This is a genomic window from Paenibacillus sp. 7523-1, from assembly GCF_002276415.1.
GTDB classification, from domain to species: Bacteria; Bacillota; Bacilli; order Paenibacillales; family Paenibacillaceae; genus Paenibacillus; species Paenibacillus illinoisensis_A.
The window spans coordinates 359,173-379,751 of record NZ_NPBR01000017.1 but is presented as its reverse complement, the minus strand read 5'-3'; the positions used below and the strand labels follow the sequence as shown (position 1 = coordinate 379,751).

General features: G+C 49.7%; 18 protein-coding genes. 12 read left to right on the top strand and 6 right to left on the bottom strand.

Annotated elements, in window-relative coordinates; translation table 11 throughout:
- The first annotated feature begins 17 nt into the window (after window positions 1–17).
- The gene (locus CHH60_RS20250; RefSeq protein WP_095360823.1) at window positions 18–506 is read left to right on the top strand and encodes a hypothetical protein; all 489 of its coding nucleotides are present in this window, start codon (window positions 18–20) and stop codon (window positions 504–506) included.
- A 45-nt stretch (window positions 507–551) separates the two neighbouring features.
- On the opposite strand, the gene CHH60_RS20245 is transcribed toward CHH60_RS20250, so the two are convergent.
- Both CHH60_RS20245 and CHH60_RS20240 read right to left on the bottom strand, forming a co-directional pair.
- Window positions 552–1,382 (bottom strand): WYL domain-containing protein, encoded by an 831-nt coding sequence (locus CHH60_RS20245; protein WP_369680198.1) that lies wholly within the window; start codon window positions 1,380–1,382, stop codon window positions 552–554.
- On the bottom strand, window positions 1,348–2,703 hold the full coding sequence (locus CHH60_RS20240; RefSeq protein ID WP_095360821.1) for a helix-turn-helix transcriptional regulator: 1,356 nt from the start codon (window positions 2,701–2,703) through the stop codon (window positions 1,348–1,350). Before CHH60_RS20240 ends, CHH60_RS20245 begins: the two co-directional genes overlap by 35 nt.
- Before the next feature lie 227 nt (window positions 2,704–2,930).
- On the opposite strand from CHH60_RS20240, the gene CHH60_RS20235 reads away from it, so the two are divergent.
- From CHH60_RS20235 to CHH60_RS20220, 4 genes are all read left to right on the top strand, one after another.
- Window positions 2,931–3,734: a nucleotidyltransferase domain-containing protein gene (locus CHH60_RS20235; RefSeq protein WP_095360820.1), complete on the top strand. Its 804-nt coding sequence runs from the start codon at window positions 2,931–2,933 to the stop codon at window positions 3,732–3,734.
- Window positions 3,735–3,761: 27 nt separating this feature from the next.
- A complete protein-coding gene (locus tag CHH60_RS20230; protein WP_095360819.1) occupies window positions 3,762–5,207 on the top strand; it encodes a 3' terminal RNA ribose 2'-O-methyltransferase Hen1 in 1,446 nt (481 codons plus the stop codon).
- 49 nt (window positions 5,208–5,256) lie between these two features.
- On the top strand, window positions 5,257–7,878 hold the full coding sequence (locus CHH60_RS20225) for a polynucleotide kinase-phosphatase (protein WP_095360865.1): 2,622 nt from the start codon (window positions 5,257–5,259) through the stop codon (window positions 7,876–7,878).
- Window positions 7,879–8,123: 245 nt separating this feature from the next.
- Window positions 8,124–8,375, top strand: coding sequence for a hypothetical protein (locus tag CHH60_RS20220; RefSeq protein WP_095360818.1), 252 nt, complete (start codon window positions 8,124–8,126; stop codon window positions 8,373–8,375).
- 112 nt (window positions 8,376–8,487) lie between these two features.
- Here CHH60_RS20220 and CHH60_RS20215 read toward each other — a convergent pair whose 3' ends face one another.
- Window positions 8,488–9,408, bottom strand: coding sequence for an AEC family transporter (locus CHH60_RS20215; protein ID WP_095360817.1), 921 nt, complete (start codon window positions 9,406–9,408; stop codon window positions 8,488–8,490).
- Between the two features lie 93 nt (window positions 9,409–9,501).
- On the opposite strand from CHH60_RS20215, the gene CHH60_RS20210 reads away from it, so the two are divergent.
- The 3 genes from CHH60_RS20210 to CHH60_RS20200 all read left to right on the top strand — a co-directional run bounded on the left by CHH60_RS20210 (window position 9,502) and on the right by CHH60_RS20200 (window position 12,331).
- The gene (locus CHH60_RS20210) at window positions 9,502–10,008 is read left to right on the top strand and encodes a mismatch-specific DNA-glycosylase (RefSeq protein WP_095360816.1); all 507 of its coding nucleotides are present in this window, start codon (window positions 9,502–9,504) and stop codon (window positions 10,006–10,008) included.
- 144 nt (window positions 10,009–10,152) lie between these two features.
- Window positions 10,153–10,725 (top strand): RNA polymerase sigma factor, encoded by a 573-nt coding sequence (locus CHH60_RS20205; RefSeq protein ID WP_095360815.1) that lies wholly within the window; start codon window positions 10,153–10,155, stop codon window positions 10,723–10,725.
- On the top strand, window positions 10,706–12,331 hold the full coding sequence (locus tag CHH60_RS20200; RefSeq protein WP_095360814.1) for a hypothetical protein: 1,626 nt from the start codon (window positions 10,706–10,708) through the stop codon (window positions 12,329–12,331). Before CHH60_RS20205 ends, CHH60_RS20200 begins: the two co-directional genes overlap by 20 nt.
- A gap of 129 nt (window positions 12,332–12,460) precedes the next feature.
- Here CHH60_RS20200 and CHH60_RS20195 read toward each other — a convergent pair whose 3' ends face one another.
- On the bottom strand, window positions 12,461–13,513 hold the full coding sequence (locus tag CHH60_RS20195) for a LacI family DNA-binding transcriptional regulator (protein ID WP_095360813.1): 1,053 nt from the start codon (window positions 13,511–13,513) through the stop codon (window positions 12,461–12,463).
- Between the two features lie 247 nt (window positions 13,514–13,760).
- On the opposite strand from CHH60_RS20195, the gene CHH60_RS20190 reads away from it, so the two are divergent.
- Window positions 13,761–15,080, top strand: a complete 1,320-nt coding sequence (locus tag CHH60_RS20190; protein ID WP_095360812.1) for a glycoside hydrolase family 125 protein — start codon at window positions 13,761–13,763, stop codon at window positions 15,078–15,080.
- 135 nt (window positions 15,081–15,215) lie between these two features.
- Here CHH60_RS20190 and CHH60_RS20185 read toward each other — a convergent pair whose 3' ends face one another.
- A complete protein-coding gene (locus CHH60_RS20185) occupies window positions 15,216–16,271 on the bottom strand; it encodes a Gfo/Idh/MocA family protein (protein WP_095360811.1) in 1,056 nt (351 codons plus the stop codon).
- Window positions 16,272–16,283: 12 nt separating this feature from the next.
- On the bottom strand, window positions 16,284–17,171 hold the full coding sequence (locus CHH60_RS20180; RefSeq protein WP_095360810.1) for a sugar phosphate isomerase/epimerase family protein: 888 nt from the start codon (window positions 17,169–17,171) through the stop codon (window positions 16,284–16,286).
- Between the two features lie 129 nt (window positions 17,172–17,300).
- Between CHH60_RS20180 and CHH60_RS20175 the strand changes: the two genes are divergently transcribed.
- The 3 genes from CHH60_RS20175 to CHH60_RS20165 all read left to right on the top strand — a co-directional run bounded on the left by CHH60_RS20175 (window position 17,301) and on the right by CHH60_RS20165 (window position 20,491).
- Complete coding sequence (locus tag CHH60_RS20175) at window positions 17,301–18,197, top strand: helix-turn-helix transcriptional regulator (RefSeq protein ID WP_095360809.1); 897 nt, start codon at window positions 17,301–17,303, stop codon at window positions 18,195–18,197.
- 73 nt (window positions 18,198–18,270) lie between these two features.
- Window positions 18,271–19,590, top strand: a complete 1,320-nt coding sequence (locus tag CHH60_RS20170; RefSeq protein WP_095360808.1) for a phytoene desaturase family protein — start codon at window positions 18,271–18,273, stop codon at window positions 19,588–19,590.
- Window positions 19,580–20,491 carry an RNA polymerase sigma-70 factor gene (locus tag CHH60_RS20165; protein ID WP_095360807.1) on the top strand — a complete coding sequence of 304 codons (912 nt, stop codon included), beginning with the start codon at window positions 19,580–19,582 and terminating at the stop codon, window positions 20,489–20,491. The genes CHH60_RS20170 and CHH60_RS20165 overlap by 11 nt, the downstream gene beginning before the upstream one ends.
- Window positions 20,492–20,579: the final 88 nt, after the last annotated feature.

The window sequence follows — 20,579 nt, the reverse complement described above, 5'->3', positions numbered from 1 at the left end:
CAAAAGGGGAGGATGTTATGGAACTCTATTTTAGAGATAATTTTTTCATCGCAGGATACACCGAAATTATGGACGAGAACCAGGAGCAGGCCGGACATTTGGATCTGAAAAGTCTATTCGGTTCATCACTAGATGTGTTCGGTCCAGAAGGGCTGATCTGCAGTGGTCGATTCGGGATGTTAAGCAATCGCTGGGATGTCACTTCAGTGGATGGAAGACACCTTGGGGTCCTCCGAGCCAGAATGAGCTTTTTTAGTAGGCGATACGAATACGATGCTGGACCGCGAGGAATCTATGAAGTATCTGCACCGGCATTTTCCCAGGAATATGATGTCACGGGGATGGGCGGCAGAATGGTGGCTAGCTTCAGGCGCACGAGCGGCTGGTTCAGTTCAGGAGCTTTTGTATTGAGTAACGAGTCCGAGCAGCTGGATACCTATGAGTTGATAGCCGTCGTTATGGGTGTGCATGCCATCAACAAAAGACGGAACTCCGCTGCCACATAGCGCACAGATGAACAACCCGAACCATATGGTTCGGGTTGTTGTTTTTTATGTGGACACCTTGGCCTCAGAAGTCAGGCCTGGCTCACCTTGAGCCTCGGGGGCTGCATAGCGTGCAAGCACCTTTGCTGCTGTCTCGGACATGCGATTGCGCAGCACAACGTTGTCTACAATCCGCACCCGTTTGCCAAGAAAACGCATTTTGGACAACACATAATCCATTTCACTCCGGGGGATTGTCAGCTCAATCCGGTAGGTATGTTGAGCTTCCACATACTTTACCTGTTTCTCGAAGCAGGAGAAGGCATATAGAATGCGTGACAATTCCGGATTGAACTCCGGCAGTACTTCAATCGTGATGGTTGTCTTACGTTTCTCACTCAAATAGCGGATTTGCTCGGTATAACGAGAGATGTTTTCCGGTTCAAGGTCCTCGGACTCCGCAGTGATAATGCTGCGCAGCTTGGTTGACATCAGTTTCCCGAATCGGGGGGCGTACCAGAGCACATACCACTCTTTCTTAACCATGGAATATTCAAGCTTGTACGGGAATCCGAATTGATCCTGAATGATTCTCCCATTGCGGACATGCCCCGTTAGTCGAAAAGCTTGTTGGTTCATTATGATTTTGCGCAGTGGATTGAGCAGGGGGTGGGAGACGCTGTGTTCTTCGCTTTTGGCTTTCTCGGTCAAGTACTCCTGCAGGTTCATGTCCGGCTCGTCATCCAGCATATCTTGCAGTTTATGGTAAGTGGAAGGAGTTAATGCTTCCTGGGCGGCAGTGTGATTCAGCATCAACCGGAGCCAGGCCCGTTCCTGGGAAGTCCAGGTGAACAGTCCAGTCTCATTCAATCTCGTCATGATCTGATAGTTGAACATCTTCTCGAACAGATTCATAATATTGCGCAATCTCCTTCCATTCCTTAATCATCTCCTGGCGAAGCCTGTGAGGTGCAATGACCTCGCAGCTGGAGCCAAAGCTCCGAAGCCATGGTTTAATCTCCGTTGTACCGTTAACCCGGATCTCATACAGAAAGGTATGCTCGGTTTCGGGTGTAATTGTGCCCCATTGGCCCTGCAGACGTACCCGATCCAGAATGAAGTTGCGCTGACCGCTCTCGGGATGGAAAAAACGGGCTTGAACTGTAACCGTCTTCGCCGTATCCACCAGCCAGCTGAACCGGCTGACTTCTGCCCATTGCTGTTTGAGATCATGCATATACTCTGGGCTTACCGCATCCAGTTCCTCCATCTGGGTGATGCCCTCCATTCGAAACTTCACGAACCCTCGGCGTCCCTGATATCCAATGACATACCACCGGCCATACTGGTGATCGTAAACGACTTCGAGCGGCAGGATCTGATTGGAGTGTCCGCCGGCTTCCCGTTCGAATCGAGGATTCGTATTCTGCGAGCTGTAGCTGGATGGTTTTTTGGGTGAAAAATAGACAAACTGGACTCGCTTGCATTGGCGAATGGCACTAAGCAGAGTATAGAGATGCGCCTCATCCAGAATGCGGGAATAATAATGATACTTGTATATAAAAGGTTCAGTTACTTCCTGCTCGGGATAGCTTGCGGATATTGCCTTCTTCAGGCTGTCTCTCAGCAGATACCCCTGTACCGATGGAACTTGGGTATTGGCCATGATGTCCACAAAATCATATAACTCCAGCTGTTCCTCGGCCGTTAGTTTGGTGAGGACGTCCTGCTGCAGCATATAGCGATAAGGCCTGCCTCCCGGTTCCTTCCGGATTACACCGACTTCTTCCAGATACTTCAGGTCGGTTCGGATCGTTTTTTCGTCAGGCAATGCGAGTTCCTCTGGCAGATCGGCACAGCAGGCGTCCAGCAGTTCCATTGCGGTCAGCGCGCTGCCTTGCAGCGTATGTAAAATGACGGAAAGCCGCTGAACCTCTGTTTCTTTCATCGATTTGGCCCGAAAAAGGAAAAGCAGCAGGGGTTCCGCAGATTCACCGTATTGGAAACGGACGAGGTCCGTTATCTCTTTGCTCGGCTCTGAACCGTGGCGCTGGTCCGCCACAGATTGCATGATTTCTTTTAACCTGCGCGTCGTTTTATCAAAGGTATGTACGGAGATGCCCAGTCGTTCGGCATATTGTTTGCGATTGTATGCACCGCTTGTCAGAGATAGCATGCGAAGAAACTGAATTTCTTTGTCAAAGCTTTCTTTGGCCATGAATCATCACTCCTTGGTGGCCTGGAGTCAGGCAAATATGGATTAAGCCGTATGCAGCTCCCCACTTCTCGTATCCCTTCATTGTAACAGGAAGCGTGGCTGGTTTCATTTTTAAATTACAAAGGTCGCCATACTTTCGCCATGTTCTAGTGTGGATGAGTTAGGCATAATGAGGGTACGAAGAGGTACGTGGCAAGCAGCAGAAGAGATAAAGGAGGCAGGCAGATATGACTCACGTTCATGACGAAATGAGAGAAACGATCCGGCAGCAGCTTGCACAGATTGAACAGGAGGAACAGATTCGCATGATCTATGCGTGCGAGTCGGGCAGCCGGGCTTGGGGATTTCCTTCACAGGATAGTGATTATGATGTGCGTTTTCTGTACGTGAGGCCGCTGGATTGGTACTTGTCGATTGAAGATAAACGGGATGTGATTGAACGTCCAATCAGTGATCAGCTAGATATCAACGGCTGGGATCTGCAAAAGGCGCTGAAGTTATTTCGAAAATCAAATCCACCTCTGCTGGAGTGGCTGCAATCGCCCATTCGCTACGACGAGCGTTACAGTGTGGCAGAGCACATTCGTGCATGGTCTCCGCTTACGTTCTCGCCCAAGTCCTGCATGTACCATTATCTGAATATGGCCAAAGGGAACTTCCGGGATTATCTGCAAGGCGAGCAGGTGAAGATCAAAAAGTATTTCTATGTGCTCCGTCCGCTGCTCGCCTGCGGTTGGATTGAACGTTATGACGCCATGCCGCCCTTGGACTTTGATGAGTTAGTCAAGGACATTATACCTGCGGGAACGCCGCTGTATGTCGAAATTCAAGATCTTTTGAGAAGGAAGAGAGCTGGAGAAGAACTGGATCTGGAGCCGAAGCTGCCAGCCATTCATTCCTATTTGGCAGAGAACATCGAGCATTTCGGACACGTAGCTACGGACATGAGGAATGATCAAGTTGTAGGGTACGAAGAATTGAATCGAATTTTCCGATCTGCGCTGGATGAGGCATGGGCGGATGAAGAGTAGGAGTTTAGGAAGAGGGAGGAGTAATCCATGCATTTGATATTGAAAGCAACTGGAGAAGGAGCAGGCATTGTATCGCATCTGCTCTCGAAGAATCCGAATAATGTGTATGACCGGACAGACAAGGGTGTGCGCGTAAGAATGGTATATACGACAGCTACAGAACGTGAAACCGAAGTGTTGATGCACGCCGAACCTGATCCCGTTGATCTGGTTAGAGGAACACCGGATGGTTATGATATTACGCAGTATATTAATGACCGTGAATTTGTGACCAGCAGCTTGTTCTGCTCTTACATACGCTCAGCGCTCGGGACCGCGCTTAATGGCAAACCGAAGGAAGCCTATGTGCAGTGGGTAGGGCATTCGTTCGACATGGAGCTCTCGTTCGGACCGGTAGCATCGGATCTGCCTGATCGAGCCATTGAGGAGTTGTTCTCGCCGCTTGGTTACGCTGTAACCCTGGAGAGAGACGAGCTAGCCTATACGTTTGATCTGAAAAAGAAGAGCACTGTCCGCCGCATCATTCTTCGCGGTCAAGTCACCGTGCAAAATGCACTGCGCCAGTTATTTTTGCTCATTCCCGTGCTGGATAACTATAAACATTATTTCATCGGCGAGGATGAAATCGACAAAATCAAGCGTTACGGCGAAGGTTGGCTGGACGGCCATCCGCTGAAGGAAATGATCATCAAGCGTACGCTGCGGTTCGCTGAATTGATTCGGCAGTATGAGCGTCAGGAGGGGGTTCTATCTGCGCCTGTGGAGGCGGGGAATGCCGGGGACGATAATGTGAGCGCCTATGAAAAAAATGGTGGACCTGACATTCCGTCTCTGCAGGAGGAACCGCCTGTCCGGTTAAATGAACTTCGCTATCGTGCAATTACAGATGTGGTCGCAGGTCTTCCGCTTAAGCGCCGCATTGTGGATATGGGTGCCGGTGAAGGCAAGTTATCTGCCAAACTGGCTTATATCCCAGGCGTGGAGTCCATCTTGGCTGTGGAGCCTTCGGGACAGTCACGGCTGCGGGCCATGGAACGATTCGCCAAGCTGGAAGGACGAAGCGGGATCGCGGTTATGCCAGAGCCAGTCATTGGCTCACTGTTTTATTTTGATGAGCAGTTGCAGAATCAGGACGTCATGATCCTGTGTGAGGTCATTGAGCACATTGAAGCTTACCGACTGAACGGTATCATGGATACGATCATGAACGAATACCAGCCGGGAGTACTGCTTGTGACCACGCCGAACAAGGAATACAACCAAGTATATGCAATGGAACAAGAGAGCCTCCGCCATCACGACCATCGCTTTGAATGGACCAGGGCGGAGCTGGCAGCTCAGTGTGAGATGTGGACGAAGCAGGCAGAGTACACCTTTGAAATCAGGGGAATAGGGGAGTATGTAGAAGGTTTTGGGCAGCCGACGCAGCTCGTGATTTTCAGGAAGGAAAGGAGAGATCAACATGAGGGATAACCCGGGATCTGGAGAAGAAAATGCCACAGGCAGAACGCCTCATGATCCGATGGCAGGAAGGGATACCCAAAGACGCCGCAAAATACACCTGCCTCATGCAGGCATCGTCGTGCTTGTTGGTCCATCCAATAGCGGCAAAAGCACATTGCTGGATCGTCTCGTTGCTGAAGGAGTCATCAAGCGGACAGAAGCCGTCTCGTCGGATCAGTTCCGCATGCTGGTCGGAGATGACGAATATGTCGACTGGAAAAATCGCCCACGAAGCGAAGCGGATGTGATCTATGCCGAATACCAACAGGTATCGGCCAAGGCCTTTGAAGCCATGGAAGCGATGCTGGCCACACGCTGCAGGTTGAACAAGCTGACTTGGGTTGACGCGACCCATCTGTATACGGAAGATCGTCAGCGTCTTATTCATCTCGCGAGAAAAGCCCATGTACCTGTCATTGCGATCGTACTCGATGTTCCGGAGAAGGAACTGCTGGAGCGAGATGCTCGTCGCGATTATCCACGTGGCCGTCAGCGGGTGAAGCAGCAGGTGCAGCAGTTCAAACGCACGCTGCGCTCCATCCGTGAAGATGGCTTCGATGCCAATTATGTGCTGAAGCAGCCGGATGAACTTGAATTTGTCCGCACGGCCAATCCACTGATAGTCGACATGGGCGTAGGGATTGATATCATTGGCGATATTCATGGCTGTTATGATGAAATGATCGAGTTAATCATTCGTTTGGGCTATGTGATAGAGGGAGAAAACGGGTTGTACCGTCACCCTGAGGGAAGAAAGCTGGTCTCTGTTGGGGACGTATCCAGCCGTGGACCTGCATCGCTTCCATGTTTAATGTTCTGGCAGCAGCACTGTGCCGCAGGGTTAGCTTACATGGTTGACAGCAACCATGGATGGAAAATTGCCCGTTATCTGGACGGTCGCGACGTTACCCTTAGTCATGGAGATGAGTTTGTTGAGCAGGAGCTGAACGAACTGGAACGGGAACATGGCACAGAGACAGCGCAGCGAGTACGCACAGATCTAAGGGGATTTCTGCTGAATGCCCCTTCCCATCTCGTATTCTCCCGGAACGGGGTACGTCAGGTGGTGGTGGCACACGCAGGTATTCGAGATCATTTTATCGGAAAACAATCCAAACGCATTCAGGATTACTGCCGCTATGGTGATGTGGATGGAACAGATGAGCATGGACGGCCGGTTCGGAAGGACTGGTACGTGGATCACAGTTCAGGCGAATGTATCGTCTGGGGACATGACCCTCGTCCATATCCTACGATCGTCAATGATACGGTCAATATCGATCAGGGTGTTGTATTCGGGGGGATGCTGACGGCCTGGCGCATGCCGGAACGGGAGTCCGTTAGCGTCGCGGCATTGCAGGATTATGCAGGAGATCCGGATAGCCCGCTCAAGCGCTGGGAACAGCGTCGGTTTGCACCGCCCAACCTGCGGAAATTCAAGGAAGGATTTACGGTGCAGACCGGATCCAGATTGGACGTATCCATCCAGGGCGAGGTAGCCCGGACGGCTATTGATACTTTTTCCCACTTTACGGTCCCGCTCGAGGAATTGGTCTATATTCCGCCTACGATGAGCCCACCGCCAGTGACCTCTTCGGTAGAAGGGTATCTGGAGCATCCGCGAGATGCATTCCAATATTACCGGTCGCAGGGTGTTACGCGCATGGTGGCAGAGAAGAAGCATATGGGCAGCCGTGCCATTCTCCTCCTCTTCCGCGATCAGGAAGCTGCGAAGCAGCGAGTGGGGAGAGCGATGCTGGGGAACATCGTGACCCGGACAGGACGATCTTTTTTTGACCCCACAACAGAAGAGAATGTACTGACCAGATTGCATGCAGATTTGACCGCAGACGGATATTTTGAACGTCATCAGACGGAGTTTGTATTGCTGGATGCCGAGATTGTCCCCTGGAACCTGAAGGCTCGGGAGCTGATTGCTTCGCAATATGCGCATGTGGCAGAGGCTTCGCTCATGGATCGGGGAACGGTGCTGGACAAACTGCGGGAAGCGGAAGCCGCCGGACGAGATGTGAGTGAGTGGTTGCAGGAAACCGAAGTTAAACTGGCGAATGCGACTACATTCCGTGACGTATTTCAGAACTACTGCTGGGATGTGAAGGAACTCGGGGATATCTGTATAGCTCCGTTCCATACTTTGGCTCACAGCACGGGAACGTTCTGGGATCAGACACATGAATGGCATATGGAGCAGAACCGCGAGTTTGCCCGGATGTCCAGCTTCATGATGGAGACGGAATTTCGGGTGATTACGAGTGAGGCGGATGAAGCGGAAGTTATTCGATGGTGGGATGAGATGACGGCAGCTGGACATGAGGGCATTGTTATCAAGCCAGAAACCTTCCGCACGTGGAATGGGAACAAAATGATCCAACCTGCGATTAAAGTACGAGGGCGTGCATATTTGCACATCATCTATGGGATGGATTACCTGGCACCCGAGAATTTGTCCCGGCTCAGCAAACGCAAAACATCCAAGAAGGAACGCCATGCTCTGATGGAAAGCGCTCTGGGCATGGAGGGAGTTGAGCGTTTTGTACGCAGGGAGCCAGTGGAGCGGGTTCATGAGTGTGTGCTGGCAACGTTAGCTCTGGAGTCTGAGAAGGTCGATCCACGCTTGTGATAGTCCATAAAATGGAGGAAAACACCTTGCATTAGACTGAGATGAAGGCAGGTTTGGACGAGATCCAGACCTGTTTTTTCGTTTTATTGTAAAAACTTTACATTTAAGAACATTTGAATTAGGAGTCTTAACTTCAATATAAACGAACCAAAGCCCTATATCCTTCCATGGTTATCTGGGTAATAATGTTATATATAGCAAGTAGTCATTGGAATCTCATAACGTAACGATAGGGGGTAACCTGTATGGCATCCATGATTCTGCTGGTAAAACAGACGGAGGATGATGAAAAGGTTATTTATCGATTCGGACCCAATGAGCGGAAGATGGGACTGATTGAAATGAATAAGATCAAGGAAAGTGTGAAGGAACTGGAACCTGTGCAGGTCGAAGGGGTTAATCCCAGCTTTTACTTCAATCGGGCCGCGCAGCGGCTGGTCCGATGTTTGTTCAGGGAAGGCGGCAAGTTTCCGGAACGGACGACGTTTGAATCCTAGTTTTTCTTTTTGGCTGTGCAAGTAGGGGTTACTCGCTCAGATCGCATATGTCTTAATCAAAAAAAAGTCCAAGCTCATCCGACTTGCGGAGCGCTTGGGCTTTTTTGTTGCATCAAAACGTTTTGGCAAAAGAAATGAGTGCAGTAATCGTAATAATGTTCAAGAGTGTTGAGATGAGCACCGTTTGGGCAGCAAAGTCGGGTTCGTTATCATATTCTTCGGCCAGAATGGACGCATTCACCCCGGTAGGCATTCCGGAAGCGATGATCAGTGCCTGTGCAGCGATCCCCTCCAGACCCAGAAGCAGTACGATGGAGATCCCGATGGCCGGGCCAATCAGGAGGCGCAGAAATGTGCTAATATACACATCATGACGGTACAGCCGGATCGGATATTTAACAATCTGTGCTCCGAGGGTCAGCAGTGCCACAGCAACCATACTTTGCTGCGCATACGTCAGCGGCATGGACAGAAACGTTGGCAGAGGCACCTTCCACATATGGAACAGAATCCCCAATAAGAGCGCATAGGGAACCGGCATTTTGAGAAATCCGATGATGACTGCACGGTAGTTCCCTTTTAGTTTCGCGCCCTGTATAGACAATACGCCATACGTGAAGGTCAGCAATGATTGTAGGGACATGACCAGAGCCTGAATTGAAGACGCGAGTGGGTCTCCGCGAAATACGAGCGCATTGATCGGCAGGCCGTAGTTGCCTGCGTTGTCCAGCATGACACTGTTATTAAAGGCGGCCTTCATGCCTTTGTTCAATCGAAGTGTTCGTGCGAACACGGATCCTACGATATACAGAATAATGACATATATGGCGTAGAAGAGAGTGACCGTCCCGAGCAGTTCACCCGACATATCGGAATGGTACATGCTCATAAAGACAGCTGCGGGGGTAATACAATAGAAATTGATTTTGGCGAGGGTGTACAAGTCCAGCTTGAACACCCTTTGCATCCAGGACCCGACTCCGATCAGGAGAAAGACGGGCAGGACGACTTCGAGCATGATGTCTGCTATCATTGGTTCAGCTTCCTTTTTCATGAAAATTTCAGTCCGATTTCGTAAACACTTCAACCATTATATCATTTTATACACTAGGGAGGTCATGTGAATATGATTCCAGATCATCTGGATGTTGGGTTATCGATTCTGTTTATCGGCTTCAATCCCAGCATTACATCAGGCGAAACCGGCCATCATTATGCCTACAAAGGCAATCGCTTCTGGCGCATCCTTGAACGTTCCGGCTTAACTCCTCGTTTATATCATCCGGAAGAAGATCAGGATCTGCTCAAATTGGGGTATGGATTTACCAACATAGTAGCCCGGCCTACGAGAGGCGTGGAAGATATAACACGTGAAGAATATGCGGAGGGACGTCAGATTCTTCGGCAAAAGCTCGAACAGTACCGACCGGACATCGCCTGTTTTGTCGGGAAAGGGGTATACACCCAGTACAGCAAGCGTACCAAAGTGGAGTGGGGATTTCAGGACGATCCCGTTGTCCCGGAAATTCAGGAATTCGTTGCACCTTCTTCGAGCGGACTGGTGCGCATGTCGATGGATGAGATTGTTGCTATTTACTCACAGCTTAGCGATTTTATTGCGCAGAAACGTTGAGGCTGACTATAGTGGATTCGCCCAACCGGCTTTGAACCGGACTTGAGCGAATTCTTTTTTTTGAAGAAAGTGAGAAGTTTTGGAAAGTACTTCCGTCTATATAGTACAGAACCATGCATGGAAGCTGTAGAGAAGGGGGATTACATGACTCAACATATGCAGGAGGAGGAGCTCATCGAGCGTATTATTGCAGGGGATAAACAACTGTTCGCCTTGCTCGTGGATCGATATAAAAATAAAGTCTACGGCATTCTACGCGGAATGGGCGCGAGTCATCCGGATGCGCAGGATCTTGCACAGGACACGTTTATTCGGATCTATCGCTATCTCCCGTCCCGAAGGGTAGGAAGCAGTTTTTCTTCATGGGTATATACCATCGCTGTGAATGGGATGCGGGATTTTATAAGGCAAAAGAAACCGGTGATGACGGCAGATGAACCGGTCATGGAGCCAGCCAGTGAAGAAACGCCGGAGAGGCATGTGCTTCATAAGGAGATGCAGCGCGAAATATACCGCCAGATGGAACAACTCCCAGAATCATACCGGCTTGTCCTGCTGTTGAAATATACCAATGAGCTGAGCTATGAAGAAATTTCCGATATCACTGGCATGAGTGCAGCGCAGGTCCGAAACGCGATGTACCGGGGGAAAAAGATGCTCAAGAAACAGATGGAGCGCAAAGGAGGGTTAGCCACATATGAAGCCTATTCCAAATGATGAGGACCAGTTATGGGAACAGCATGTATTCCGTGAGGAGCCTGAACCCGATTTTACGCTTCAGGTGATGAAAAAACTGGATAGTGTCTCCATGGAACGTGATGCAGAAGTGAATTTTTTCGTGAAAAAGTCTTCCAAAACCCATTGGTTGCGCCGTATGGGGGTTGCAGCAGCGGCTGTTGTAATTCTTGCAGGGGGAGTCTGGTTTGCTTGGGAGTATAAAGTAGGACCTGAACAACCTGCGGTCAACGCGGTGAATAATCCTCCGCTTCCCAATATTCCCGTACCAGAGGAGCTCAAGTACTCCTATCTGGCTGATGATTACAAACGTCTCAAGCCGCTCGGTCTTGTGGTTAATCCTAATATTCATATCGAGGATCAGGGTTACACGCTTAAAATTGAAGATGTACTTGTGGACCGTTCGCAGATTGTACTTACTGTACAGCAAAATGCACCTGATGGGAGTACGATATATTCGGTTTATCCCGCGATGGGAAGGATTCATATTACAGATGGGCAAGGAAACTCGATTGCATCCTTAGCTTCATTTGGGGATCCAATTCAGAATGGTTCAAAATATCAGAGATTTGTATACCAGCTGCAGGATGAAATCCCCGATGAGGTGGTTGTACGCGGGGAGCTGGGGTATTTGAATATAGGAAGCTATTATAATTTCGAGACACAATCGTACGAAGATAAAGATGTCACGGTGGATTGGAGTTTCCAGTTCAATATCGATATGACCAAAGCCAAATCACTGGCTGTCGAAGCTCCTATGAATAACACATATACGACACCAGAAGGTTTGAAGTTGGATATGACACAGTTGGTGCGAACACCAAACGGAACCAGGCTTGACATGAATGTGAGTCTGAGTGATCAATTGCGTGCCAAAATCGGAGAGGATTGGGAGAAACAAATGGAATTGCTGTACCATCTGGAGATACCTGAAACTAATGAGTACCGTGTATTTAACGGAAACAGGACGAATGCCCGTCAAGCCAAATTCAGGTTAAGAGATACGAGTCAGTTAAGCCTGGATGGTGGACAGATGAGATTGTCTGAGACGTGGGACCCTGCTATTGTGACAGTGAATGCGAAGAAGATTCGCTTTGTCCTGGATGGGTACACCATGCCGGTAAGGGATGAGAAGTCCTTGGAAGTGGACCTGGAGAAGATGCGTGAGGATGCTGAATTTTACACCTACGTACTACAATTTGAACAATTTGGAGATGAGATTTTATTTTCTGATTTCAATTACAAATCTTTGTTGGATTCTCATAACGCTTCGAACGGAGATACGGAAGAATACTCCCTTGTATTGGAGGGGTATGGGTCTTTCCGAAATGCATTTAATGGAGATCATTGGGTGGCAGTCGATCAGGAAGGGAAAGAGTATCCCGTTGAAGTAATTGGTTTTCCAGATCAGCCGAATACTGACGGAGAATATGTTGCGGATAATCTGAAATTGATCGTCCGCGGCTATTACAAAGGAAGCGGAACGAAATTCACCTTAAAAAGAACAGCGCTAGTTAACGGAGAATATCGCGATGTGAATTGGAAAGTAGATCTGCCATCGTTTACAAGCCTACCTTGGCAAAAATAACAAACATGAACTATTACTCAGAATGAAACATGAAAATTAGAAAGGTTGTAAGGCCCCGCATAATAACATGCGGAGCCTTTTTGCTATCCAACAAATTGTACTGATGTTAAGGGGTGGACGCATATCAAGTTAAGCCGATTCCCGCGGAATAAGGGATGTGGCGAGCATGACGGTCTCTTTCGGTGTCCCCGGACGTTCAATCCGTCTCTGCAACGCCTCAATGGCCCGCTGTCCTAGCTCTTCCTTGCACAGGTTAACTGTTGTCAAAGGTGGGGAGGATGCTGCGGCAGAGTGTACGTTATCAATGCCAATCACGAGACAGTCTTGAGGTGTGGAGATTCCGATCTCCTGCAGTTTGTTCATCCATTGCAGAGCAATATCATCATTCACACCAATCCAGGCATCGGGTCGTTCATGCTCCGGCATGTTTTTGATTTCGTCAGCGAGCTGGTTCACCCATTCTCCTTGCTCATAAGGAACATTCCATTCCCGGAATGTGGCAGCGTGACCATGGCCTGGATGAAAATGATTCAATGCCAGTTCCATGCCGATCTTGCGCTGTGCAAAGCTGGCCGCACGACCATCGTCCGTGATTAACCCGATTCTGCGGGATTGCAGGGACAGTAGATATCGCACAACGGTGATGCCTGCCTCCAGATTATCATGGCTGATCGTATCACAGCTCAGGAGCGGTTCCTGATGATCCACCAGTACGATGGGACGACCTGTCTGAGCTAGCCGATGCAGAACGGCATGAGGAAAGGCGCCCATGACAATGACACCCGCACATCGTTCCCAGTCCAGATGGGGAGCAATGGCCCGTTCCGGTGGCGTATGTTCGTCCCCGGTACCAAGTGAAGGAGATACAATCGCGTGATGCCAGCCCCGTTCATTACAGCCTGAGATCATGCCGGACAGCACCCGCTGCCAGTAGTGAGGCTCCCCGCGGTTTAGCTGATTCATGCAGATGAGCGCGAATGGCGGTTCGGATTGGTCTGCGGCAGCGGAGACACCGGTGCTTCCGGGTGTATTTTGGCGATAACCCAGAGCTCTGGCGAGTTCAAGCACACGGGCGCGGGTAGACTCGCTGACTCCTGTTTTGCCACTGAGTGCACGGGAAACGGCATATTTCGATAATCCAAGCTGGTCAGCCAGCGTCTGAATGGATACTTTGCGGGACATGTTCAAGACTCCTTCATATGTAAACAAAATATAAATTTAGAATTGAATTCGTGGCATTTATAGCAATTAGCAATTGACGATATTTACCAAGTCACAGTACACTACATTTAATAACGTTATTATATATTATGATAACAAAAATAACAATAATCAAATATGCCTAAAAGGATATGTCGGTTTTGGAGAAGAACATTCAGCCATATCCAAACACCACAACCACATTTTCATGTCAGAGGAGACTAGATCCATGGAACAGTTCAGATTACCGAAGATTCCCATGCCTCATCTGGAGTTGCCGCAGGCAGTGCAAGATATTCTGGCGGAGGCGGACAAGAAGCTGCAGCACAGACCGAGATTGCTCGCGCAGTTCCGCAACTGCTTTCCGAGTACGCTCGAGACGACGACCAAACTGCTTGATGACGGGACAACGTTTGTCATTACAGGTGATATCCCAGCCATGTGGCTGCGTGATTCCGTGGAGCAAGTCATGCATTATGTGCCACTTGCAAAGGACGATGAAGCATTACAACGGATCATCGGCGGTCTGATCAAGCGGCATATGTTCTATGCTGACATTGATGTGTATGCCAATGCATTCAACGAAACAGCCAACGGCTGGCACTGGGATGCCAATGATGAGACAGAGATGTCGCCATGGGTATGGGAACGTAAATTCGAACTGGATTCCCTCTGCTTCTCGATGAAGCTGGCCTATGCGTACTGGCGTGAGACGGAATTGACGGATATTTTCGATGAACGCTTCAAAAGAGTGATGGAGAGTATCGTCCATCTCTGGCATACGGAGCAGCACCATGCCGAGCAATCTCCATACCGGTTTATGCGCCGTAATTGTCCCGCTCATGATACGATGCGTAATGCGGGGATGGGCATGCCTGTGAACTATACCGGAATGATCTGGTCGGGTTTCCGTCCGAGCGATGATGCCTGTGATTTCCACTATAACATCCCCTCGAATATGTTCGCTGCGGTGACCCTACGCCAGATGGGGGAAATCGCCAAATGGGTATTCCGGGACGAACAATTGGTTAGCGAAATGGCACAGCTTGAAGAAGAGATTCGTCATGGAATTTCTCTCTACGGCATATACAATCATCCGGTCTATGGACGAATCTATGCCTACGAAACAGATGGATACGGAAATCATTGCCTGATGGATGATGCGGGTACGCCTGGACTGATGTCCATTCCTTATTTGGAATATGCACCCGTGGAGGATATCGTATACCAGAATACACGCAGGTTTATTCTGAGTAAGGAGAATCCGTTCTATTATGAAGGCCAAGCAGCAAAAGGGATCGGAAGCCCCCATACCCCGCCGGGATATATCTGGCATATGGCACTGTCCATGCAGGGACTGACCGCGGACAATGACGAGGAAATGCTGGAGATGATTGAACGGTTGGAAAATACGGATGCAGGAACCGGGTTCATGCATGAAGGCTTTCATGCAGATGATCCCGATACATTTACAAGACCTTGGTTTGCCTGGTCCAACAGCCTGTTCTCACAGCTCGTGTACAAAGCCATGCAAAAAGGAATTTTATAGAGGGGTATAAAATGGTTATACAGTTACACTCAAAACTAGTTTCATTCTGTAAAGATGCGGCAAAATACTAACCAAGCCAGCCCAACTCGCTCAGATTTGCGGGTTGGGCTGGCTTGGCTGTTTATGAAGCGCTCTCTACGTGTTTTGCATCAGATCAGCGATGAGCACTTTCTGTCCAGTGCGGGCACTCTCGAGGGAAGCGAGCACCATCGCCATGCTAAACTGATTGTCGCTGCAATCCGTTTCGGGCAATCTCCCGGATTCCAGCGCAGCAAACATGTCTTCGAGGCAGCCGTGATGTCCGCTTTTCTCCATGACAGGCAGCTGTCCTTCGATTCGCTCTGAAGGCTGGAAGAAGGAAGGCTTGCCGCTTGAATCCAGGTGCTCTGCTGCAACGACATCTGCATAAATGTCATCATGACCATCCCAGATGGCCGTACCTTTTTCCCCGGTTACACGCCATGATGCTTCCCACGAGGTTGGGGCGCCTTCTGCGCACCAGGACCCGCGGTAATTGAATACGGAGCCGTCGGACATTTCGAAGATACATAGCGCCATCGCATTGCCTGTGTACCAGGAGCCTGGAGGGTTGAATTCGTGACAATAGACCGATACCGGATTGGCTCCAAGAATAAGTCTGGCCTGATCAAACGTATGAATGGCCATGTCCAGCAGCAGCGGACTGTCCATCATATCCCGGAATCCGCCAAAATGGGGTCCGAGAAAGAAGTCTGCCCCAGCATAACCGACCTTACCAATGGTGCCTCCGGCAATGAGCTCCCGAAAGGCACGGATTCGAGGATCGAAGCGGCGATTCTGCATCACGGCCTGGATGCGGCCGGTTTTGCGAGCAGTCTGGACGATATCCCCGCACTCCGCGAAGGTTTCTGCGAGCGGCTTTTCGCCGAATACATGGCAGCCCTGCTGCAAGGCTGTCATGGCAATGCCATAATGACTTGCGGGAATCGTGACATCGAATACGATGTTGGCTTCTGTAGCTTGGATGGCCTCAGCGATATCCGTATATGTAGGACAGGAGAGACCATGGCGTGTAGCCAGGGCCATAGCATTTTGTTCTTGCAGATCGACAAGCCCTACGATCTCCGTGTCCGGTCTTTGCATGGCGTAATCGACCCAGGTGTTGGCCATGGCACCGCAGCCGGCGACAAGCACTCGATGTTGCTGACTCACTTGATCATCTCCTTATTCCGGATTGGGCACAAAATCTCCGCCGCGGCATTGTTTCAGATAGCGCAGAGCATGCACCTGCCCTGTCATTTCCAGTTCATCTTTGTATACCGGATCATGCCAGCCTTCGATGTCGATCGTTCCCTGGTAACCGTTTTGCCGCAGAATGGTGATGATGTCGGACCAATTGGTATCTCCGAAGCCCGGCGTACGATGCCAGACATATTCATGCGGACCATGAACCCCATATTCCTTGACGATATCCCAGGCAATGGTTGCGTCTTTGCCATGCACGTGAAAAACTTTATGCGCCCATTTGCGAAGCTGGGGTATCGGATCGATGAGGCTGGACATCTGATGGCAAGGCTCCCATTCCAGGCCGATGTTTTCTTCCGGAACAGCATTGAACATCATTTCCCAAGCCGTCGGATTATGTGCAATATTCCAGTCGCCCGTTTGCCAGGTTCCACCCATATCACAGTTTTCAAAAGCAATCCGTACTCCCCGATCCGCCGCCCGGCGTGCCAGTTCCCCAAAGACCTCCTTGTACCGCGGGATGGACTCGTCAATGGGCTGATTTGTTAGCCGTCCCGTGAACCCCGAGACAATGTCTGCACCGAACAGCTGGGCATGATCAATAACCCGTTCCCAGCTTGCCAGTGTGTCTGCGTTGTCTCCGGCCCCGGTGAGCGGGTTGCCGAAAACACTGAGTGCAGAAATTTTAATATCATGTTCGTCTACCAGCTCGCGTACGCGCTTGGCTGTTTCGGCAAGATCCAGTTCACCCGTGGTTTGCCAGAAGGTCAGATTGAATGACTCGAAACCGTGTTTCATGATCTGAGGGATCACGCGGACAGCATCCGCTCCACCCACGAGGGTACCGATGCGTAATTGATTTTTCATGGTTGTATTTCACTCCAATATTGGCTTATAGTACTTCGTGACACACTCATTATAGCCGCGCATCTGCTGCATGGCTCTATACAATCTTGTGCAATATTAGTCCGATTTTGTGAGGAGGGGGAAGAGGTCTTGCTGGATCTGAAAGCGCTTCACGAAAATACCCGGATTGACCATAAATCACATCCATTTCAGTTGTTTCAGAATCGCTGCTCAGATATGAAAGCGGAGGAGTGTATCATGTATTTGCACTGGCATGAACACTTTGAGCTGATTGCCATGCGCAAGGGTCACGCTGTATTTCATATCGATAGTAGACCATACACGGCCGGGCCGGGCGAGGTGCTTGTTATTCCGGGAGGAACGCTTCATGTGGGTTATGCCCTGGAAGAGGGGGATGTGGAGTATGATTCGGTTGTTGTTAATGCGGCGTTATTCCATGATTTCACACATGATCCGCTGCATCTGCAGTACGTGGCTCCTTATCTGGAGGGACGGATTCGCTTTCCGGTGAAGCCGGCGGAGCAGGACAAAATCTGCCTGGACTACTACTCCCTAATCCATGAGGCGATTGAGGAGATGGTTATGCAGCCACCTGCCTACCAGCTCGTGGCCAAGTCCAAGCTGCACGCCCTGTTTACCATGCTGGCCCGTACCTTTATGCCCCAGCAGCTGCCGGGAAAAACAACGGGTTCATATTTCCCGAACCGCGAGCGGTTCAAACAACTGATCGAGCAGATTGAAGCCAATGCGGCGGAGAAGATATCCGTGACCGAAGCGGCCAGTCAGGTGGGGCTGAATACATATCATTTTTGCAAAATGTTCAAGAAATTGACGGGCCGCACCTTCGTCGAATACCTAAACGGATGCCGAATGACAGAAGCCGAACACCTGCTGCGAAGCAGCAATCTGACCATTACCGAGATTGCCGCCAGGGTGGGGTGCGACAATGCCAATTATTTTACGAAACTGTATAAACAGTATAAGGGAATGACCCCTTCCGAAGGTCGGTTGAACCGGAAAGGATGAGGGGAATGATTTTGGTCACAGAATAACGGCTCTAATCGTCATATGTGTATCCAATAGAAGGGATTGATATGACGTGAGACACAATGACAATGATCTCGTGTGGGACACTGTTATTATTGGAGCAGGTATCGCTGGATTAACTGCTTCTATATATCTGGCCCGGGCCGGGCAAAAAGTACTATTGCTGGAAAAAGGGAGAACTCCGGGAGGCCGTGCTGCTTCTACTGAACTGGCAGATGCCCAAGTTAACTTGGGTGCTCATGCGCTGAATAGAAGCGCACTCCCCATTTTGCGAGACATAGGTGTAATTCCTGATGGAATGGCACCCAAACCGCCGGGTAGCTTGGTTTTCGACGGAGAAAATAGTTGGGGTATGAACGTTTCATTGTTGCGTTTGTTGTTCGGTTCGCGCCTGAATAGTAGAGAAAAATATCAGCTGCTTGGCTTCTATTGGTCTCTGAGCAGAGCGGATGTATCTTCCCTGAACAAGGTCAGCTTGCAGGAGTATTTGGATACAAGGGTGCCTAGCCTGTGTGCGCAGCGTATTGTGCTTGCGCTTGTTCGGTTAAGCACGTATTGTGATGCCCCTGATCTGATAAGTGCTGGAGCTGTAATTAATCAGCTTAAACAGAGTCGGGTGTTGTATGTAAACGGAGGATGGCAGTCTCTTATCAATCAATTGACTACGCGGGCTCAGCAAGCTGGCGTATCCGTTCGTAGCGGTGTCTCCGTAAAAGAAATCCATGGCGCTAAGCCTCGGATTGAGATTAAACTTAAGGATGAATCCCGTCTAATTTCTCGGAATATCATCTCTACTGCTGGGCCAAGGAGTACATTGGCTTTTTTGAATCCTGCACTTACTGCCGCCGAAGAAGCACTTTACAGGCAGCTAGTTCCAGTTTACGCAGCGTGTCTGGATCTGGTTGTGACAGGGATGCCGAATCCCAAAACGACCTTTGTTCTGGGTGCCGACGCCCCGTGGTATTATTCTAATCATTCTGCCACGGCTTCATTATCCATTCACTCCGAGCGTAACGTTGTACACGTCATGAAGTATTTACCAGCAACAGGGCATTCCGATCCCAAAAGGGATGAATACGAACTGACTGGATTTCTGGATTGCATTCAATCAGGCTGGAGCAAGCATGTTGTCCGGAAGCGGCTTCTGCCACGAATGCTGGTTACCCATGCCGTTCCGACCGCCGCAACGGGCGGTCTCCAGGGGAGGCCGAGTCCGCAGATTAAGGGTCGTCCGGGTATCTATGTTGCTGGTGATTGGGTTGGGAGTGAGGGGATGCTGGTTCATGCTTCGCTGGCCAGTGCACGTGAAGCTGCTCGGATGATATTGGCAGATACAGACATCTATACAGAGGGGGCACAGGATGGAACTTGATGAAGTATACAGCAGGTACAGAACGCTTCTGTTTTCTATCGCTTATCGTATGCTGGGATCGGTCACCCATGCCGAGGATTTGGTGCAGGACACTTTTGTGACCTTGCAGCAGAAGGCCATACATCAGGAAGAGGGATACATCCGAGATCTGAAGGCTTACTTATGCAAAATCGTTACGAACCGCTGTCTTGATTATTTGAAGTCAGCCAAGGCACAAAGAGAAGTGTACATCGGTCCTTGGTTGCCGGAGCCCCTTTTGCAAGAGTATACGAGCATCTCAGCATCAATCCGAGCAGAAGAAAGGGATCCATTTCAGACGATTGAGCTGGAAGATACGATCTCTTATGCTTTCCTTGTTATGCTTGAACGGTTGACCCCTGTCGAGCGAGCTGTATTTATTTTGCGGGAGGCATTCGTATTTGAATACGATGTTATTGCAGACTTCCTTGATAAAACCGAAACGGGATGTCGTAAAATCTTGAGTCGTGTCAAACAGAAAATCGAGAACGAATTCGAAATGGAATGGGTTCCCAATGCGAAGTCCGAGCAGTTGACCCTGCGTTTTCTTCAGGCTGCCTCGACTGGCGATATGGCTGAACTTCTCCAGCTTCTCTCGGATGATGTTGCGCTGTATAGTGATGGTGGTGGCAAAATCACGGCAGCTGTGAAGCCGATTGTATCCAGTCAACGCGTCATTGCATTCATTGGAGGTCTGGTAGCCAAGGGAGACAGCCTGGTATCGGTACGGGTGGTTAGAATCAACGGACAACATGGTCTTCTGATACAGGTCCCCAATGAGGCTTCTCCAACAGTAGTCAGCCTGGCTATAAAAAACGGCCTCGTTCAAGAAATTTATATGATCCGAAATCCGGATAAGCTGCGGCATATAAGACTGAGATGATAATCCCATTACAATGTTGTATATTACAAATAAAACCCGGTTCTCACCCTTTATGGGGATGACCGGGTTTTTAAATTTGATACCGAAG